The organism is Pseudomonas sp. B7(2017) (assembly GCF_002112745.1).
Classification (GTDB): Bacteria; Pseudomonadota; Gammaproteobacteria; order Pseudomonadales; family Pseudomonadaceae; genus Aquipseudomonas; species Aquipseudomonas ekonensis.
Genome location: NZ_NEIP01000003.1, coordinates 438,701 through 456,073 on the forward strand (window position 1 = coordinate 438,701; position 17,373 = coordinate 456,073).

General features: G+C 63.8%; 13 protein-coding genes. 12 read left to right on the plus strand and 1 reads right to left on the minus strand.

Annotated features, from left to right (window positions below):
- Nucleotides 1-47: 47 nt before the first annotated feature.
- A complete protein-coding gene (locus CAG29_RS08400; RefSeq protein ID WP_085586895.1) occupies nucleotides 48-455 on the plus strand; it encodes a cupin domain-containing protein in 408 nt (135 codons plus the stop codon).
- A gap of 230 nt (nucleotides 456-685) precedes the next feature.
- Nucleotides 686-1,399 carry an ATPase gene (locus CAG29_RS08405; RefSeq protein WP_085586894.1) on the plus strand — a complete coding sequence of 238 codons (714 nt, stop codon included), beginning with the start codon at nucleotides 686-688 and terminating at the stop codon, nucleotides 1,397-1,399.
- Nucleotides 1,400-1,569: 170 nt separating this feature from the next.
- Here CAG29_RS08405 and CAG29_RS08410 read toward each other — a convergent pair whose 3' ends face one another.
- Complete coding sequence (locus tag CAG29_RS08410) at nucleotides 1,570-6,462, minus strand: NAD-glutamate dehydrogenase (protein ID WP_085586893.1); 4,893 nt, start codon at nucleotides 6,460-6,462, stop codon at nucleotides 1,570-1,572.
- 720 nt (nucleotides 6,463-7,182) lie between these two features.
- Here CAG29_RS08410 and CAG29_RS08415 point away from each other — a divergent pair.
- The 10 genes from CAG29_RS08415 (at nucleotide 7,183) to CAG29_RS08460 (ending at nucleotide 17,365) form a co-directional block, all read left to right on the plus strand.
- Entirely contained in the window at nucleotides 7,183-8,355 is a 1,173-nt protein-coding gene (locus tag CAG29_RS08415; RefSeq protein WP_139831481.1) for a colicin-like pore-forming protein, read from the plus strand.
- An 88-nt stretch (nucleotides 8,356-8,443) separates the two neighbouring features.
- On the plus strand, nucleotides 8,444-9,001 hold the full coding sequence (locus tag CAG29_RS08420; RefSeq protein WP_085633373.1) for a hypothetical protein: 558 nt from the start codon (nucleotides 8,444-8,446) through the stop codon (nucleotides 8,999-9,001).
- A gap of 111 nt (nucleotides 9,002-9,112) precedes the next feature.
- On the plus strand, nucleotides 9,113-9,604 hold the full coding sequence (locus CAG29_RS08425) for a hypothetical protein (RefSeq protein WP_139831482.1): 492 nt from the start codon (nucleotides 9,113-9,115) through the stop codon (nucleotides 9,602-9,604).
- Between the two features lie 208 nt (nucleotides 9,605-9,812).
- Nucleotides 9,813-10,166 carry a hypothetical protein gene (locus CAG29_RS08430; RefSeq protein WP_085586890.1) on the plus strand — a complete coding sequence of 118 codons (354 nt, stop codon included), beginning with the start codon at nucleotides 9,813-9,815 and terminating at the stop codon, nucleotides 10,164-10,166.
- A gap of 353 nt (nucleotides 10,167-10,519) precedes the next feature.
- Nucleotides 10,520-11,479: a MoxR family ATPase gene (locus CAG29_RS08435; RefSeq protein WP_085586889.1), complete on the plus strand. Its 960-nt coding sequence runs from the start codon at nucleotides 10,520-10,522 to the stop codon at nucleotides 11,477-11,479.
- 5 nt (nucleotides 11,480-11,484) lie between these two features.
- On the plus strand, nucleotides 11,485-12,429 hold the full coding sequence (locus CAG29_RS08440; protein WP_085586888.1) for a DUF58 domain-containing protein: 945 nt from the start codon (nucleotides 11,485-11,487) through the stop codon (nucleotides 12,427-12,429).
- Nucleotides 12,426-12,923, plus strand: coding sequence for a DUF4381 domain-containing protein (locus tag CAG29_RS08445; RefSeq protein WP_085586887.1), 498 nt, complete (start codon nucleotides 12,426-12,428; stop codon nucleotides 12,921-12,923). The genes CAG29_RS08440 and CAG29_RS08445 overlap by 4 nt, the downstream gene beginning before the upstream one ends.
- Entirely contained in the window at nucleotides 12,916-13,995 is a 1,080-nt protein-coding gene (locus tag CAG29_RS08450) for a VWA domain-containing protein (RefSeq protein ID WP_085640522.1), read from the plus strand. The genes CAG29_RS08445 and CAG29_RS08450 overlap by 8 nt, the downstream gene beginning before the upstream one ends.
- On the plus strand, nucleotides 13,992-15,731 hold the full coding sequence (locus tag CAG29_RS08455) for a VWA domain-containing protein (RefSeq protein ID WP_085694226.1): 1,740 nt from the start codon (nucleotides 13,992-13,994) through the stop codon (nucleotides 15,729-15,731). The genes CAG29_RS08450 and CAG29_RS08455 overlap by 4 nt, the downstream gene beginning before the upstream one ends.
- Nucleotides 15,728-17,365, plus strand: coding sequence for a BatD family protein (locus CAG29_RS08460; protein WP_085694228.1), 1,638 nt, complete (start codon nucleotides 15,728-15,730; stop codon nucleotides 17,363-17,365). Before CAG29_RS08455 ends, CAG29_RS08460 begins: the two co-directional genes overlap by 4 nt.
- Nucleotides 17,366-17,373: the final 8 nt, after the last annotated feature.

Sequence of the window (17,373 nt, forward strand, 5' to 3'; positions counted from 1 at the left end):
CGCGAACTACTGTGATCACCGACACCCACATTCCACAGGTGATGCCCATGAAAGCCCTGCACGTGTTTACCGCCCTCGCCCTGCTCGCCGCCGGCCCGGCCTTTGCCCATGGCACGGACGAACCTTCCGAGAAGGTCACCGTCCTGCAGGATCAGATGCTCAAGAACGCCCCCGGCAAGAAAGCCCTGATGATCGAAGTCGACTACAAACCCGGTCAGTCGTCCATCGCCCACCGGCACGAGGGCACCGCGATGGCCTACGTGCTGGAAGGCGAGATCGTGTCCCAGGTCAAGGGCGAACAGCCGGTCACCTACAAGAAGGGCCAGTACTGGTACGAACCGGCCGGCTCCGAACACCTGGTGTCGAAAAATGCCAGCAAGTCCAAGCCGGCGAAGTTGCTGGTGTTCATGGTATTGGCCCCGGACGAGAAAGTGCTGATCCCCCTGGAAAACTGATCGCTGTTGTGCCAGCCATAAATAAAAAGGCTCAAATCGTCGATTTGAGCCTTTTTATTTCCCGGGGCAATTAATCATGGGCGTTTAAAGCGAACAAGACTATTGGTCACCCGGTAACTTCGTCGATTGGTCGTTTCAACTTTCCGGTGCGGGTTTAGTCTGGTTCAACTGCCGTTCAGCGCGGCAACTTTAAACTCTTCGAACCGAAGTTGTTTCACGGGAGAACCACCATGAAACTTGCGTTTGCCGCAACGTTGTCGATCTCGGTACTGGCCCTCTCCGCCTGCTCGGTGCCCACCGCGCCGCCCTCGGCATCCTCGCTCGACACGCTGTTCACCCACCCTGTGGGCCGCAGCGGCGCCACCCGGGTGCCCAGCGGCGCCGACGTGTCCCTCGGCATCGTCTACAGCCCGGGCACCCAGACCAACCGCCAATACCTGCGCGACTACCAGGCCAACGCCGGCACCGGCTTCGGCCAGAGCCTGCTGGTGCAGCCGATCCACGACGCCTACGTCGCCACTTCGAAACCGGACATGGCCGTGGACTGGATGACCGCTTCGCTCAAACGCCGCTTCGGCTCGGTGACCGTCTACCCGGACATGCAGAGCCTGCGGGCGGCCAAGCCCGACGTGACGGCGATCATCGAGACCCGCAGCCAACTGATCACCTCGCGCAGCTCCGACATCCGTACCGACGCCAGCGCGGACTTCTACGATGCGCAGTTCAACTACATCGGCACGGCCAAAGGCACCGATGCCAAGGCCTTGAGTCCGTTGTGGGCCGACTACAAGCGCACCGACGACATCGTGGCGGATATCCATGAACAGCAGGACGTTCAAGTGCGGGCGTTGCAGAAGTTCGACCGGTCGCTCAGCGACTTGTTGGGCGGTGCGGCGGACAGTGTGTCGATGCTGGATACCCGGCAGGCTCAAAAGTTGTACTGATTTCGGTGGCCTCATCGCCAGCAGGCTGGCTCCCACAGGGATTCGCCTGCAACGCAAAACCCATGTGGGAGCCAGCCTGCTGGCGATGTGGCCCGATCAGGCGACACAAACCGCAGGCATGAAAAAGCCCCGCCTCTTGCGAGAGCGGGGCTTTTTCATTCAGCTACGGCTCAGGCCGGTTCCAGCTCGGCGTTGCGGGCCGAGGCGGCCGGTGCGACCGTCTGGCCGCTCAGCGCCACGTCCAGCAGTTCGCGGTTGGCCACCGCGTACATGGCGTAGTCGGTGCCGCTGGCGGCACGGATTTCCACCAGCATGGCGCGCCAGCGCTCGATCATCGCGTCGTGCTGTTCCATCCACAGCGCCAGGCGGGTTTCCACCTCCTGGGAGCCGTCGCCCTGTTGCAGGACGGAGATGGTGATCGCACGCTGCTGCCAGTCGACGTCGTCGCGGAACGCCTCGCGGGCCAGGGCCTGCCAGTTGTTCTCGACCGGCAAGGCGCTGATCTGCTGCATGTACCAGGTGATGTCCAGCGCGCTGCCTACGGCGAAGTAGGCCTTGGCCACGTCCGCCGGGTTCTGGCCGGTCACGTCGGAAGCCTCGATGATCGGCAGCAGGGTGTACAGGTGCGAGGTTCCCGCCACCATGCGCGCCAGCAGCTCCGGCACACCGGCCTCGACGTAGGCTTGGTAACGGGCCTGCCAGGTCTCGCGGATCTCGCCGCTGAGCAGTTCGTCGAGCTTGAGGCCCAACTCCTTCAGGTGCGGACCGAAATGCGCGACGTCACGGGCAGCGTTCTGCTCGTTGCGGCGGGCACGCAGGAACCAGCGGGTGGCGCGGCGCCCCAGGCGCATCAGCTCGTCCATCAGCTCCAGCTGCACTTCGGCAGGCACCTGGTAGTCCAGCGCTTCGATCTGACGGAACCAGTGTGGGAGGTGGAAGATGTCACGCACGATCACGTAGGCGCCGGCCACGTTCGCCGGGCTCATGCCGGTGGACTCCTTGAGCCGCTGAACGAAGGTGATGCCCATGTGGTTGACCAGGTCGTTGGCGATCTGGGTGCTGACGATCTCGCGCTTCAGGCGGTGACGGCGCATGGCTTCGGAGAACTTGCTGACCAGGGTCGGCGGGAACGCCGTTTCCATGTCGCGGGTCAGGTAGTCGTCATCCGGCACCAGCGAGTTGAGCAGCTGCTCCTTGAGGTCGATCTTGCTGTAGGAGATCAGCACCGACAGCTCCGGACGGGTCAGGCCATGGCCTTCGGCCACGCGCTCGGCCAGTTGCTCTTCGGTCGGCAGGAACTCGATGGCGCGGTCCAGCTTGCCGCGGCCTTCCAGGTCGCCCATCAGGCGCTTGTACTCGGCGATCCGCGCGTAGGCACGGCGGGCCGCCAGGGACAGGGCCTGGGTCTGCTTGTAGTTGTTGCCCAGCACCAGGCCGCCGACTTCGTCGGTCATGCTCGCCAGCAACTGGTTGCGTTGCTTGTCGGTCATGTCGCCGGCCTGAACCACTTCGTTCAGCAGGATCTTGATGTTCACTTCGTGGTCGGAGCAGTCCACACCACCGGCGTTGTCGATGAAGTCGGTGTTGGAGCCGCCGCCGTTGAGGCCGAACTCGACACGGCCCAGTTGGGTCATGCCCAGGTTGCCGCCCTCGCCCACCACTTTGCAGCGCAGTTCGTTGCCGTTCACGCGCAGCGCATCGTTGGCCTTGTCGCCGACGTCGGCGTGGCTTTCGGTGCTGGCCTTGACGTAGGTGCCGATGCCGCCGTTCCACAGCAGATCCACCGGCGCCTTGAGCAAGGCGTTCAGCAGTTCGGTCGGGGTCAGCTTGTCGGCCTGGATGTCGAAGCGCTCTTTCATCTGCGGCGAGATGGCGATGCTCTTCGCGCTGCGCGAGAAGATGCCGCCGCCTTCGGACATGATGCTGGTGTCGTAGTCGGACCAGGCCGAACGCGGCAGGTCGAACATGCGCTGACGCTCGACGAAGCTGGTGGCAGGGTTCGGGTTCGGATCGATGAAGATGTGCATGTGGTTGAACGCGGCAACCAGCTGCAGCTTGTCGGACATCAACAGGCCGTTGCCGAACACGTCGCCGGCCATGTCGCCGATGCCGACCACGGTGACGCTGTCTTCCTGGACATTGATGCCGCGCTCGCGGAAGTGGCGCTGCACGCCGACCCACGCGCCCTTGGCGGTGATGCCCATCTTCTTGTGGTCGTAACCGGCCGAACCGCCGGAAGCGAACGCGTCGCCCAACCAGAAGCCGTAGTCGATGGCGATGCCGTTGGCGATGTCGGAGAAGGTCGCGGTGCCTTTGTCCGCCGCCACCACCAGGTACGGGTCATCGTCGTCATGGCGCACGACGTTGGCCGGCGGCACCAGTTTGCCGTCCTTCAGGTTGTCGGTGATGTCCAACAGGCCCGAGATGAAGATGCGGTAGCAGGCGATGCCCTCGGCCGCGATCTCGTCACGGCTGCCGCCCAGCGGCAGGCGACGCGGCAGGAAGCCGCCCTTGGCGCCCACCGGCACGATGACCGAGTTCTTCACTTGCTGGGCTTTCACAAGGCCCAGGACTTCGGTGCGGAAGTCTTCTTCACGGTCGGACCAGCGCAGGCCGCCACGCGCGACGTTGCCGAAGCGCAGGTGCACGCCTTCGACGCGCGGCGAGTAGACGAAGATTTCGAACTTCGGCACCGGCTTCGGCAGTTCAGGGATCAAGTGCGGGTTGAACTTGAAGCTGAAGTACGACTTGTTCTGGCCGTTGGCGTCGGTCTGGTAGAAGTTGGTGCGCAAGGTCGCTTTGATCAGGTCCAGGTAACGACGCAGGATGCGGTCTTCGTTGAGGACTTGAACGTCGTCCAGCGCGGTCAGGATCGCTTGCTCCAGACGCAGTTGCTTGTCGTCCAGATCATCGCTGCCCAGTTTGCGCGCCAGGTAGAAGCGGGTCTTGAACAACCGGGTCAGTTCGCGGGCGATGTCGGTGTGGTTGTTCAGGGTGCTGGCGATGTAGCCCAGGTCGAAGCCCAGACGGATCTGCTTCAGGTAGCGGGCGTAGGCACGCAGCAGCGCGACGTCGCGCCACGGCAGGCCGGCGGTCAGCACCAGGCGGTTGAACGCATCGTTTTCGGCGTCGCCGCGCACGATGTGGACGAACGCGTCCTGCAGGGTGTCATTGAGCTGCTGGATGTCCAGGTCCATGCCTTCGGCCGCGGTGAACGCGAAGTCGTGGATCCAGAACTCGCGGCCGTTGTTGTGGCGCAGGCGGTATGGGAACTCGCCCAGCACGCGCAGACCGAGGTTTTCCAGGATCGGCAGGACGTCGGACAGCGCCAGCGGGGTATCGGCGTGATACAGCTTGCAGTGCAGCTCGCGCGGGCCCGAGGCCAGCGGCTGGTAGAAGCTCATGGCCAGCGGCTTCTTCTCGCTCAGGTTGAGCAGGTGCTGCATGTCGACCACGGCCGAATGCGCCGCGAAACGCTCGCGGTAGCCGGCCGGGAAGCCTTTCGGGAAGTCCGCCAGCACGTTGGTGCCGTTGGCTTCGCCGAAGGTCTCGACCGTCAGCGCGGCATAGTCGTCCTGCCAGCTGCGGCAGGCCTGGATGACTTCGTTCTCCAGTTGCAGCGGGTCGATGTCGATGCGGTTTTTCGGGTCGACGCGCAGGATCAGCTGCACGCGGGCCAGCACGGACTCGGAGAAGAACGTCCAGAACTCGCAGTCGGTGGCCTTCAGGCGCTCCATCAGCACGTGCTGGATCTTCTGGCGCACTTCGGTGGAATAGATGTCACGCGGCACGTAGGCCAGGCAGTAGCAGAAGCGGCCGTACGGATCCTTGCGCAGGAACACGCGGATCTTGTTGCGCTCCTGGATCTGCACGATCGACATCACGGTGCTGAACAGCTCGTCGACCGGGGTCTGGAACAGGTCGTCGCGCGGCAGCACTTCCAGCACCTGCGCCAGTTCCTTGCCCAGGTGGGCCTTGGACTGGAAGCCGGAGCGGCGCTCGATCTCCTCGACCTTGCGGCGTATGTACGGGATGGTGCGCACGCTTTCGCCGTACACCGAGGAGGTGTACAGGCCCATGAAGCGGCATTCCTTGATGACGTTGCCGTCGGCGTCGATCTCGCGGATCGACACGTAATCCGGGTAGGCCGGACGGTGCACGCGGCTTGGGTGCGCGGCCTTGGCGAAGGTCAGCAGCTTGGGTTCGCGCAGGTAGTTGACGGCGTAGTCTTCGATGCGCAGGTCGTCATAGGTCATGCCGGTGCGCAGCAGCTTGGTCAGGCCCAGGAACGAGGCCGGGTCGTACTCGATGTGGCCGCCGTCGGCCTGGTCGGTGACCACGAACTCTTCGTAGCCGAGGAAGGTGAAGTGGTTGCCCACCAGCCATTCCAGGAAACTCTTGATCTCGGTCTTCTCGTCGCCGTCGACGGCAAATGCGCTGGTGTCGAGCTTGGTGAGGATCTCCTGCACCTTGGCCTTCATCGGCTCGAAATCGGCGACCGCGACGCGGACCTCGCCCAGGACCTGTTCCAGTTCCTTGGTCAGCACATTCAGCTCGGCCGCGTTGGCGCAGCGGTCGATTTCCAGGTACATCAGCGACTCGTGCTGCACGCCTTCGCCGGTGGTGCCCTTTGGAAGGATCTCCAGCAGCTCGCCCTTGTCGCCGCGACGCACGCTCAGCACGGTGGTCTGCAGGGTGTGGATGCTGTAGCCGCGGCGGTTCAGCTCGGTGCGCACCGAGTCCACCAGGAACGGCAGGTCGTGGTGCAGCACTTCGACCGCGGTGTGGGTCGACTGCCAGCCGTGACGTTCGTAATCGGGGTTGTAGACGCGAACCTGCGGTTGCGCGTGGTCGAAGCGCTCAAGCAGGCGCCATGCGGAAAGCGTACAGCCAGCGAGGTCGGAGAGGCGACGCTGGGTCAGCTCGTCCAGGGAAATGATGCCGAAGAATTGTTCAGAGAACAGCGCCACTTGTGGCAGTGCCTGTTCACTGATGTGCTGCGCCAGTGCCGCTTGCAGTTGGTGCTGGAAGTCGGCTTTGCTGGCTGCGGTGAAGAACGCCATCTGTGGTACTCCGCTTGGGCTTGTTATTGATGGAAAGCGTCACATGCTGCATGGCCCCCTATCGGGCCGTTCCGTCTCCCTGTTCCTGATTCTCGGGCAGAGGAAACAGGGTGACAGGTGGGTGAAGCTGGACGAGACACTCAGGTCACATTCACCTTCCATTGGATGGGCATCTGCAAAAACGACTGCCGGGCGCCGGGTGCGGGCCGTCGGCAATGCCTTTACGGGTGCCCATCCGTTGCGCAGCTTAATGGCTGCGACAATGTGCCTGCTTGCAGCGCTGCGACATATTCGGTCATCGGCACGTAAACGGCGGCCTGCGCACCGGACAACACTAGCAGGGGATGGGCGTCCCGGCCTGTCCGGCGTCATTTTTTGCCGCACGCCCGTGCCAAAAATGACTGCGCCGGCGCGATTCGTTCCCTCTGGGTGCTTCGTCCGGTTTCGGCCTGATTTCCCATGCCCTTCCCTGCCCGGCCGGCACCTGAAAAACCGATAAGAAACAACTTGTTAGTTGCAGATTATTCGGTCGCACAAATCTCAAAGAATTGCCCTACGTCATTAACACAACACTTTCCTACAAGCCGGTTTGTTGGAAACAAAGGGCAATGTTATCAATGGAAAACCGGCAACCCATTTGTAAACAAACACGAAGCACGTTTTCGCGACGCACTTCGCTTGCCCGAAGGATCGGGCGTTCACCGCACAAGGAACAGGCACATGCCACAACTGGAAATACCCGGAATCATCACTTACGCCGACGGGACGTGGGAACTCATCAACTTGAACCCGGACAAGATCCGTGGCGACATCCGCAAGAACTACCCGCTGGGCAATCCGATGCACGGGTTCACCCTGGCCATCCAGAACGACTATCTGGCGCGCAAGCACAACCTTGAGCCCCACCTGCAAAACGAACTGAACGCCGTCGACGGCAACCATCCGCCCTTGCGCCACCACACACCGGACGAGTGGCTGGCGCGGACCGTCAACATCGTCAACGAACTGCTCTTTCGCAAGAACACCGAATACCAACAGCAGTTGAAGGCCACGCAGACGACCAAGCAGCTCGGCAAGCTGCAGGCCACCTACAACGCGATGATCCTCAACGACCAGATCACCAGCCTGCAGAACCGCCAGTCGTCCCTGTACGCGGAAATCGCCCGCCGCCAGGCCGAAGCCCTGGCGCAGCAACAGGCGGCAGAGGCCGCACGCCGCGCGGAGGAAGCCCAGCGCCAGGCAGAGGAACACGCGAGGCAAGTGGCGGCGGAGCAGGCCCGGATCGCAGCCGAAGAACAGGCCAGGCAGATCGACGACTACAAGCGCGCCGTGGCCTTCGTCGCCGAAGCGAACACCTACATCCTGGAAAAATACGGCGAGAAGCTGCATCAGGTGGTGCTGGACCTGCAGAAGGACATCTCCGGCAAGAAGATCCGCAGCTACGGCGAGGCCATGCAGACGTTCGAAAAGGTGCGCAACAACCCCCATGCCAGGCTCAGCCCGCAGGACACCCGCGCCGTTGTCGATGCCCTGAACGCGCTGGACAAGGCGACCTACGTGGACAACGTCAACCGGTTGGCCAAAGGGTTTGGCGTGACCGGCAAAATCGTGCAGGCGCATTCGGTGATCGAGAAGACGATCATTGGTTTTCGGGATGGGGATTGGAAGCCGTTGTTGCTGGAGTTTGAGAGCATCGCTCTCGGCATGGGGGCAGGGATGCTGGTGGCCATCGGCGCCGCGAAGTTACTCTCGGCTGCTGTTGCAAGCAGCGTTCTCGGCATCGTTGCGGTCGGCTTGCTGATTGCCTTGATAGCGTCAGTTCTTGATGCGAAAAACGTAGAAACAATCAACACCCTCATCCTCGAACAGTTCAACGCTGCGCCACAAGTATAACGACGCAAACCTGTTGGCCGGATGAGTCATAACGTCAATTCATTCCGGCCACACAACTTATAAATTGAGGCCTGCACGGAGATCACGCATGAAAACAATAGAGTTGAGAATACCCCTACCGGTGTTGATCATCGGTACATTTTGCGCCCCGATTTTCATCATCGGTTTCACGCTGCCTGCTTTTCCGCAGACCGATAATGACATTGCTCTCAATGAGTTCCTGGACGACCGGCTCTTCGGACTGGTTGGATTCTGGTCATCTCTCTTTCCCTTCAGTTCGAAGGCAGCTGCAAACTATGTGGCGACAACCGGCCCACTCATCTTCCTATATTCGATATACATGGCCATCACCGTAAAGGCCGACCCAAACGACAGCAAACCCTTGACATCTGCACAATACCTCGCCCTAGCAGCGGGAATGATACTTTTATTCATATTTCTTACATGGATATTTTATTTCAGACCAGATGATCTTGGAACACACAAAGGGAAATACGGAAACCTATTCGGCTCTTACACCTTCCTCTATTCATTCCATCAATCGCTCATCTCATTTCTGTATTTTTTCTTTCTTCCATTTTGCATACTCAAATCCATCTTCCGCACCCCTTTATTTAACCTGAGAAAATCATTAAAAAACTTATAAACCTGACAAAACCATCAACCTGCTTTACTTGACACTCAATGAGAACCCCATGCAAAAAAAAAAGAAAAGCCGACAATATCATTGGCTTTCCTTTTGGCAATCACGATGCCGATGCTGCTTGTCAACTTGATAGTCCCGCTCATAGGCGAGCCGCTACATACTGCCCTCGAGCATTTCCTCGATGCCTACCTGGTCGACGACATCGGCTTCTGGTCTTCAAAGCTGCCACTGAGCTCAAAAATCACCACGAATTACATCGCACTGACGGGGCCAATAGCCGGCGCGATCCTTTTGTTCAGAAACTGCAAAAGGATTGACACAATAAAGAAAGACCTGCAGCGCAATTCAGCCATAAAAATAATGGCCACGGCCTTTGCATTCCTACTCCTCTGCCTATTTTTCGCACACCAGGCTTATTTCAATTCCGTCGACCTGGCGATCCGAAACGAGAAGCTCAGGATCGCAGGACAAAACTTTCTGCTCTACACGCTATTTTCATCATCGATACTGCTTTACATTGCATTGACTCCGGTGTGCATATTCCTGCTCATGGTCTGTTTCTATTATCGAATCATTGAACCGCTGGCAAAAAAGGTGATGTAAGGGGCATGACTCATGCCTTGGCGATGTTCTCTTTGGCACCCCTTTTTTGTTTGTTCCTTCTCTGTACTCCATCCCACGATTCAAGATCGAACGTTGGCTGAGCAAGAGGCAAAAAAAATGAAGATGTAGCAGCAGATTCTTCGTCGGACTGGCAGAATCACGTTTTTTTCGTCGCCCCATCGCGTCCGGCCCCTCAGGAATCCTCCCCATGCAAATGACCACCGCCCTGCTCATCGTCAATCCGTGCGACGACGAAGAAGACAACATGGCCATGCTCTGCTGCCACAGCGACAAGGGCGAAATGTTCCTGATGAGCCGCTACCCGGACGAGGATGAACTGGAGATCACCCTGGATGGCGACCCTTCGACCCTGGAAGGTGTGAAGGTCACCCTGACCAAAACCCTGCTGAAGATCGAAATCGCGGCGGCGGATGCCGATGCGCTGAACGGTGACGACGTGCTGGAGATCACCTTCAACCCGGACATGGTGGATCTCGACGAGGTCGAAGAGACCCTGAAGAACATTCTGGACGGCACCGGCACTTACATCCGCCAGGCCTGAAGTCGCCAGGGCGGGCCCATCGTCGGATCGCCACCCGGAGCAAGCCTGCCCCCCCGGATCTGTATCGCGCACATCCCCTGTGGGAGCCAGCCTGCTGGCGATGGCATCCGTGCAGGCGCCATCGCCAGCAGGCTGGCTCCCGCAGGACTTTGTGCACGGCCGAAGTCCGCTTGATCCGCGTTGCCCGCACTGGAGCGGTGACAGCCATCCCCCCATGCGATCGTTACCCGGTCATTTCCCGCACTTTGCGCAAAATGCCGTTAGTCGCCACCCCCCGCGATGGATTAAAGTAACGCCCCCAGCCCCGGCGTTATCCGAACGTCTGCGGCCACCCTTTCCAGGAACAGTCACCGATGGAACATCGTGAAGCGCTGCTGGCGCTGCGCACCTTTCTTTCAACGCAGATCCTCGGCCAGGAAAAACTCATCGAGCGCCTGCTCATCGCCCTGCTCGCCGACGGCCACATGCTGGTCGAGGGCGCGCCGGGCCTGGCCAAGACCAAGGCGATCAAAGAGCTGGCCGAAGGCATCGATGCCCAGTTCCATCGCATCCAGTTCACCCCCGACCTGCTGCCGGCGGACGTCACCGGCACCGAGATCTACCGCCCGGAGACCGGCAGCTTCGTGTTCCAGCAAGGCCCGATCTTCCACAACCTGGTGCTGGCGGACGAAATCAACCGTGCCCCGGCCAAGGTGCAGTCGGCATTGCTCGAAGCCATGGCCGAACGCCAGGTGAGCGTCGGGCGCAGCACCTATGAACTGTCGCCGCTGTTCCTGGTGATGGCCACGCAGAACCCGATCGAGCAGGAAGGCACCTACCCGCTGCCCGAAGCCCAGCTCGACCGCTTCCTGCTGCACGTCAAGATCGGTTTCCCGGACGCGGCCGTCGAACGGCGCATCCTCCAGCAGGCCCGCGGCGAAGCCCTCAACGGCGAGACCAAGCCTGAGCGGCGGGTCAGCCAGCAGGCGATCTTCGCGGCGCGCAAGGAAATCCTCGGGCTGTACATGGCCGACGCCGTGGAGGAATACCTGGTGCAACTGGTCATGGCCACGCGCAACCCGGCCAAGTTCGACCCGGAAATGGCCGAGTGGATCGCCTACGGCGCCAGCCCCCGCGGTTCCATCGCCCTCGACCGCTGCGCCCGGGCCCACGCCTGGCTCGCCGGCCGCGATTTCGTCAGCCCGGAAGACATCCAGGCCGTGCTGTTCGACGTGCTGCGCCACCGCATCATCCTGTCGTTCGAGGCAGAAGCCGCCGGCATCGACCAAGACCGGGTGGTGCAGCGCATCCTTGACGTCGTTGCCGTCGCTTGACCGCCATGAACGCCCCCCTGCCGTCCGAACCGGGCATCCGCGTCAGCCTCGCCGAGCTGATCGAGATGCGTCACCGCGTCCGTGAGGTGCAGCTGTTTTCCACGCCGAGCCAGCGCAGCCCGCTGATCGGCCTGCACCATTCGAAGTTCCGCGGCCGCGGCGTGGACTTCGACCAGGTGCGGGTCTACCAGGCCGGCGACGACGTGCGCACCATCGACTGGCGCGTGACCGCCCGCACCCAGGAGCCGCACACCAAGCTGTTCCACGAGGAGCGCGAGCGGCCGATCTTCATCATGGTCGAGCAGAGCCGACGGCTGTTCTTCGGCTCCGGGCTGATGTTCAAGTCGGTGCTCGCCGCGCAGGCGGCGGCTCTGATCGGCTGGGCGGCGCTGGGCCACAACGACCGGGTCGGCGGACTGGTGTTCGGCGACAACGAGCATTACGAGATCAAGCCGCGGCGCAGCAAGCAGAGCCTGCTGCAACTGCTCAATCGGCTGGTGCGCGCCAACCAGGCGCTGCACAGCGAGCGCGAACCGGACCGCGATGCGTTCGGCGTGGCGTTGCGCCGCGCCCGCGAGGTGCTGCGGCCGGGCAGCCTGGTGATCGTGATCTGCGACGAGCGGGTGCTGTCCGACAGCGCCGAACAGCAACTGAGCCTGCTGTCGCGCCACTGCGACCTGTTGCTGCTGCCGCTGTCCGACCCGCTGGATCACGCCCTGCCGGCCGCCGGGCTGCTGCGGTTCGCCGAGCGCGGTGCGCAACTGGAGCTGGACACCCTCAACTTCGACCTGCGCCAGACCTACCGCGCCCAGGCCGAAGCGCGGATCGCCCGTTGGGAGCTCCTGGCGCAGAAGCTGCGCGTACTGCTGATGCCCCTGAGCACCCAGAGCGAAATGGTCGAGCAGATGCGTGAGTTCCTCAATCCGCAGCGTCCGGGCAGCGCACGATGAACGGCCTCGAACAACTGCAGCCGCTGATGTCCCCGCCACCGGTCGCCTTCTGGCCGCCGGCGCCGGGCTGGTGGCTGCTGCTTCTGCTGCTGCCCCTGGCGGGTTTCGCCCTGTGGCGCCTGCGCCGACTCATTCCGGTGAAGAAGCGCCCGATCGTGCGGGCCGAACTGCCGCTGGATCCGGTGCGCCTGGCCGCCCTCGCCGAACTGGCGCAAATGGCCAAGCCCTATGACGGCGCGCCCGCCGGTGCCTGGCTGCAGCAGCTCAACGGCCTGCTCAAGCGCCTGTGCCGCAACCATTACCCGAACAGCCAGAGCCACACCCTCAACGGCCGCAAATGGCTGGCGTTCCTCGACAACCGCTGCCCGGCCGCCGGCCTGACGCGCTGGATGGTGCTGGTCGAAGGCGCCTACAAACCCGAATGCAAGCTCGACGACAAGGCCATCGCCGGCCTGACCCAAGCAGTCGACACCTGGATCCGCAAGCATGTTTGAGTTCGCCTGGCCGTGGGTCTTCGCACTGCTGCCGCTGCCCTGGCTGATGCGCCTGGTGCTGCCGGTGGCCGACAGCGGCGAGCCGGCGCTGAAGGTGAGCTTTCTCGCCGACCTCGAAGGCCTTGCCCGCCGCCGGGCCCGGGCCAACCTGCCGGCCTGGCGGCAGCAGGCGCCGTTCCTGTTGCTGTGGCTGTTTCTGCTGATCGCCGCCGCCCGCCCGCAATGGCTGGGCGAACCGTTGCCGATCGCTGCCAGCGGCCGCGACCTGCTGGTGGCGGTGGACGTGTCCGGCTCGATGGACTTCCCCGACATGCAATGGCAGGACGAAGACGTCAGCCGCCTGTCGCTGGTGCAGCACTTGCTCGGTGACTTCCTGGAAAGCCGCGACGGCGACCGGGTCGGCCTGATCCTGTTCGGCAGCCAGGCGTACCTGCAGGCGCCTTTGACCTTCGACCGCCACACGGTGCGGGTCTGGCTCGACGAGGCGCGGATCGGCATCGCCGGCAAGAACACCGCCATCGGCGACGCCATCGGCCTGGCCCTCAAGCGCCTGCGCATGCGTCCGGCCCAGAGCCGCGTGCTGGTGCTGGTCACCGACGGCGCCAACAACGGCGGCGAAATCGACCCATTGACCGCCGCCCGCCTGGCCGCCGGCGAGGGCGTGAGAATCTACCCGATCGGCATCGGCGCCGACCCCGAGTCGAGCGGCAGCACCGCCCTGCTCGGCGCGAACCCGACCCTGGACCTCGACGAACCGGCGCTCAAGGCCATCGCCGAGGCCACGGGCGGCCGTTATTTCCGTGCCCGCGACGGCCAGGAGCTGCAAGCGGTCAAGGACACCCTCGACCGCCTCGAACCGGTGGCCCAGCAACCGACCCAGGCCCGCCCGGCCCAGGCGCTGTATCAATGGCCGCTGGCGCTGGCGCTGCTGCTGAGCCTGTTGCTGGTGGTCCGCGAACTGTGGCCGGACAACCCGCTGCAACGCCTCTTCAGCAAGGAATTGTATTTGCAGAGCCCATTGCCTGACTGGCGTGCACGCCTCAAGCGCCTGCGTCTGCGGAGGCGTCGATGATCACGTTCTGGCCGCACTGGTTCCGCCCCTGGTGGCTGTTGCTCCTGCCGTTGCTGAGTTGGCTGCTCTGGCAGCTCTGGCACCGGCAGAAGCGCGCCGGGCGCTGGCAGGTGATCCTGCCGCCGGCCTTCCATGCCACCCTGCTGCGCGGGGGCGGCGGGCGCGACAGCAAGCTGCCGTGGATCGCCCTGGGCGTGGCCTGGCTGCTGGCCCTCGCCGCGCTGCTCGGGCCGAGCTGGGAGCGGGTCGAGCAGACCACCCAGAAACCCGCCGACCCGCTGGTGGTGCTGCTGGAGCTGACCCCGGAGATGCTGGCCACCGACTCGCCGCCGACCCGGCTCGAACAGGCGCGGCGCAAGCTGTTCGACCTGTTGCAGGCGCGCAGCGACGCGCAGACCGCCATCGTCGTGTACGCCGGCAGCGCCCACACGCTGGTGCCGCTCTCCGATGATCTGGCCACCAGCCGCAACCTGCTGGACGCGCTCAAGCCGTCGCTGATGCCGCAAAGCGGTCATCGCGCCGACCTGGCGGTGAACAAGGCCCTGACCCTGCTCAAACAGGGCGCCTTGGGCCAGGGGCGAATCCTGCTGATCGGTTCGTCGCTGTCGGAAGAGGAACGCCTGGGCATTCGCCGGGCGCTGGGCGGGCAGTCCCCGCAACTGCTGATGCTCGGGGTCGGCACCGCCGAAGGCGCGCCGATCGCCCAGGAGGACGGCAGTTTCCTCAAGGACGCCCAAGGCGCGATCCGCGTGCCGCAGCTGGACGGCGCGGGCCTCAATGCGTTTCTCAATTCGGTGGGCGGCGAGTACCGCGGCGCCCGCCTGGACGAGTCCGACCTGCGCGCCCTCGGCCTGCTCGACGGCCCCCGCAGCCTGCGCGACGACGGCCAGACCCTGCGCCTGGACACCTGGGCCGACCAGGGCTATTGGCTGCTGCTGCCGCTGTTGCTGCTCGCCGCCTGCGCCGGGCGCCGCGGCTGGCTGTTTTGCCTGCCGCTGCTGTGGTGCCTGCCGCAGCCCGGCTATGCGTTCGATTTCGAAGACCTGTGGCTGCGTCCCGACCAACAGGGCCTGCACCTGCTCAAGCAGAAGCGCCCGGCCGAAGCGGCCAAGCACTTCGAAGATCCGCAATGGCAAGGGGTGGCGCTGTACGAGGCCGGCGACTACAGCGGCGCCGCCCAGCGCTTCGCCGAAGGCAACGACGCCCGCGCCCACTACAATCGAGGCAATGCCCTGGCCAGGAGCGGCGAGCTGGAAGCGGCGCTGGACGCCTACGATCAAGCCCTGGAGCGCCAACCGGACCTGCGCCCGGCACTGACCAACAAGGCCTTGGTGGAGAACCTGCTGAAACAGAAAAACGCCCCGCCGCCCGCCGAACCGCAGAAGCCGTCGACGCCGCAGAACCTGCCGGGCGACGAACCGCCGCCACCGGCCGCGACGCCGCCTGTGGCCAACAGCGAATCCCCGAGCGACACCGCACCGCCGCCTGCGGCCAGCGAACCGCCGCCGACCGCCCCGCCGCTGCCGGGCACCGATGAGCTGAGCGAAAGCGAACCGCAGGGCGAACAGAACGCCACACCGCCGCTGCTGCGCCCCGCCGAAGACAACCTCGAAGGCGAGCAGCGCCAGGCGCTGGAACAATGGCTGGGCAAGATCCCGGACGATCCGGGCGAACTGCTGCGACGCAAGTTCTGGTACGAACAGCAACAACATCAGGATCAGGAAAACATTCGATGAGCCGTTTCACCGCACTCTTGCTGCCCCTGCTGATCTGCACGGCCACCGCCCAGGCGGCCGGGCTGACGGCCAGCGTGGACCGCACGCGCCTGAACTCCGGCGAGACGGTGGAGCTCACCCTGGAATCCAACGATGTCACGCAGTTCGGCAAGCCGGACCTGGCCCCGCTGGAGCCGCAGTTCGAAGTGCGCGGCACCCGTCAGGTCAACCAGTTGAACACCCTCAACGGCGACAACCGCGCCACCACGCGCTGGATCGTCACCCTGCTGCCGAAAAACAACGGCAGCGTGGTGATTCCGCCGCTGCAGCTGGGCGACGCGCAGAGCCAGCCGATCACCGTGCAGGTGGTCGAGAGCGACGACCGCGAGAGCGCCGACAGCCTGGATCCGGTGTTCATCGAGGCCAGCCTCGACCAGAGCAGCGTCTACGTGCAGGCCCAGGCGGTGCTGACCGTGCGCATCTACCATTCGGTGTCGCTGTACGACGACAGCAGCCTGACGCCGCTGCAGATCGCCGACGCGCGCATCGAACAGCTGGGCGACACCCGCACCTACGAAAAAGACATCAACGGCGTGCGCCACGGCGTGATCGAAATGCGTTACGCGATCTACCCCCAGCACAGCGGCCTGCTGAGCATCGCCCCGCAGACGTTCAGCGCGACGCTGGTCGATACGCGACCGTCCGCGGACACCTCCACCCAAGGGCCGAAGCCGGGCAAGCTGATGCGCATCAGCTCCGCCGCGACGGCGCTGACGGTCAAGCCCAAACCCATCACCTACCCGGCCGACGCGCCGTGGCTGCCGGCCCGCAGCCTGACCCTGAGCGAGAGCTGGAACCCGGAGCCGGATCACCTGCAGGTCGGCGATTCCCTGACCCGCAGCCTGACCCTCAAGGCCGAAGGCCTGGCCAGTTCCCAGTTGCCCGCGCTGCCGGCCACCGAGGCCAACGGCTTGCGCCGCTATCCGGACCAACCGGTGCTCAACAATCAGAGCGGCGACCGGGGCCTGACCGGCAGCCGCGAGGAGCGCGAGGCGCTGGTGCCCAGCCGCAGCGGCGCCATCGAGCTGCCGACGGTGGAGGTGGTCTGGTGGAACACCTTCGAAGATCACCTGGAACACAGCAGCCTGCCGGCGCGCACCCTGCAAGTGGCGAGCAACCCGAGCCTGCAGGTGGACACCCCGGCCGGCACCCAGGCCTCGGGCGGCGCCGACAGCGAAGCGCTGTGGTGGTGGAAACTCAGCACGCTGGTCCTGGCGTGCACCACCGCCCTCGGCTTCGGCCTGTGGTGGCGGGCCCGCTGGCAACCGGCGATCCTGCGCGCCGCCCAGACCGGCCCGAGCCCGCGCACGCTGCTTGACGACATCAAGCGCGCCAGCCAAGCCAACGACCCCCACGCCACCCGCCAGGCCCTCGACGCCTGGGCCCGCCAGCAACCGGAAACCCTGGCCGACATGGCCGCCCGCTTCGTGCCGCTGTCCGATGCCCTAGACGGCCTCAACGGCGCGCTCTACAGCGAAACCGGCCAGCACTGGCAAGGCGAAGACTTGTGGCGGGCGATCCGCACCATTCCGGCGGCTGAGCGGGCGAAGGATCCGGTGGGCGACAGCGGGTTGCCGCCGCTCTACCCCAAATGACCGCGCGA

Coding starts and splice junctions, on each gene's coding strand:
- CAG29_RS08400 (WP_085586895.1), top strand. CDS start 48: ATGAAAGCCCTGCACGTGTTTACCGCCCTCGCCCTGCTCGCCGCCGGC.
- CAG29_RS08405 (WP_085586894.1), top strand. CDS start 686: ATGAAACTTGCGTTTGCCGCAACGTTGTCGATCTCGGTACTGGCCCTC.
- CAG29_RS08410 (WP_085586893.1), bottom strand. CDS start 6,462: ATGGCGTTCTTCACCGCAGCCAGCAAAGCCGACTTCCAGCACCAACTG.
- CAG29_RS08415 (WP_139831481.1), top strand. CDS start 7,183: ATGCCACAACTGGAAATACCCGGAATCATCACTTACGCCGACGGGACG.
- CAG29_RS08420 (WP_085633373.1), top strand. CDS start 8,444: ATGAAAACAATAGAGTTGAGAATACCCCTACCGGTGTTGATCATCGGT.
- CAG29_RS08425 (WP_139831482.1), top strand. CDS start 9,113: ATGCTGCTTGTCAACTTGATAGTCCCGCTCATAGGCGAGCCGCTACAT.
- CAG29_RS08430 (WP_085586890.1), top strand. CDS start 9,813: ATGCAAATGACCACCGCCCTGCTCATCGTCAATCCGTGCGACGACGAA.
- CAG29_RS08435 (WP_085586889.1), top strand. CDS start 10,520: ATGGAACATCGTGAAGCGCTGCTGGCGCTGCGCACCTTTCTTTCAACG.
- CAG29_RS08440 (WP_085586888.1), top strand. CDS start 11,485: ATGAACGCCCCCCTGCCGTCCGAACCGGGCATCCGCGTCAGCCTCGCC.
- CAG29_RS08445 (WP_085586887.1), top strand. CDS start 12,426: ATGAACGGCCTCGAACAACTGCAGCCGCTGATGTCCCCGCCACCGGTC.
- CAG29_RS08450 (WP_085640522.1), top strand. CDS start 12,916: ATGTTTGAGTTCGCCTGGCCGTGGGTCTTCGCACTGCTGCCGCTGCCC.
- CAG29_RS08455 (WP_085694226.1), top strand. CDS start 13,992: ATGATCACGTTCTGGCCGCACTGGTTCCGCCCCTGGTGGCTGTTGCTC.
- CAG29_RS08460 (WP_085694228.1), top strand. CDS start 15,728: ATGAGCCGTTTCACCGCACTCTTGCTGCCCCTGCTGATCTGCACGGCC.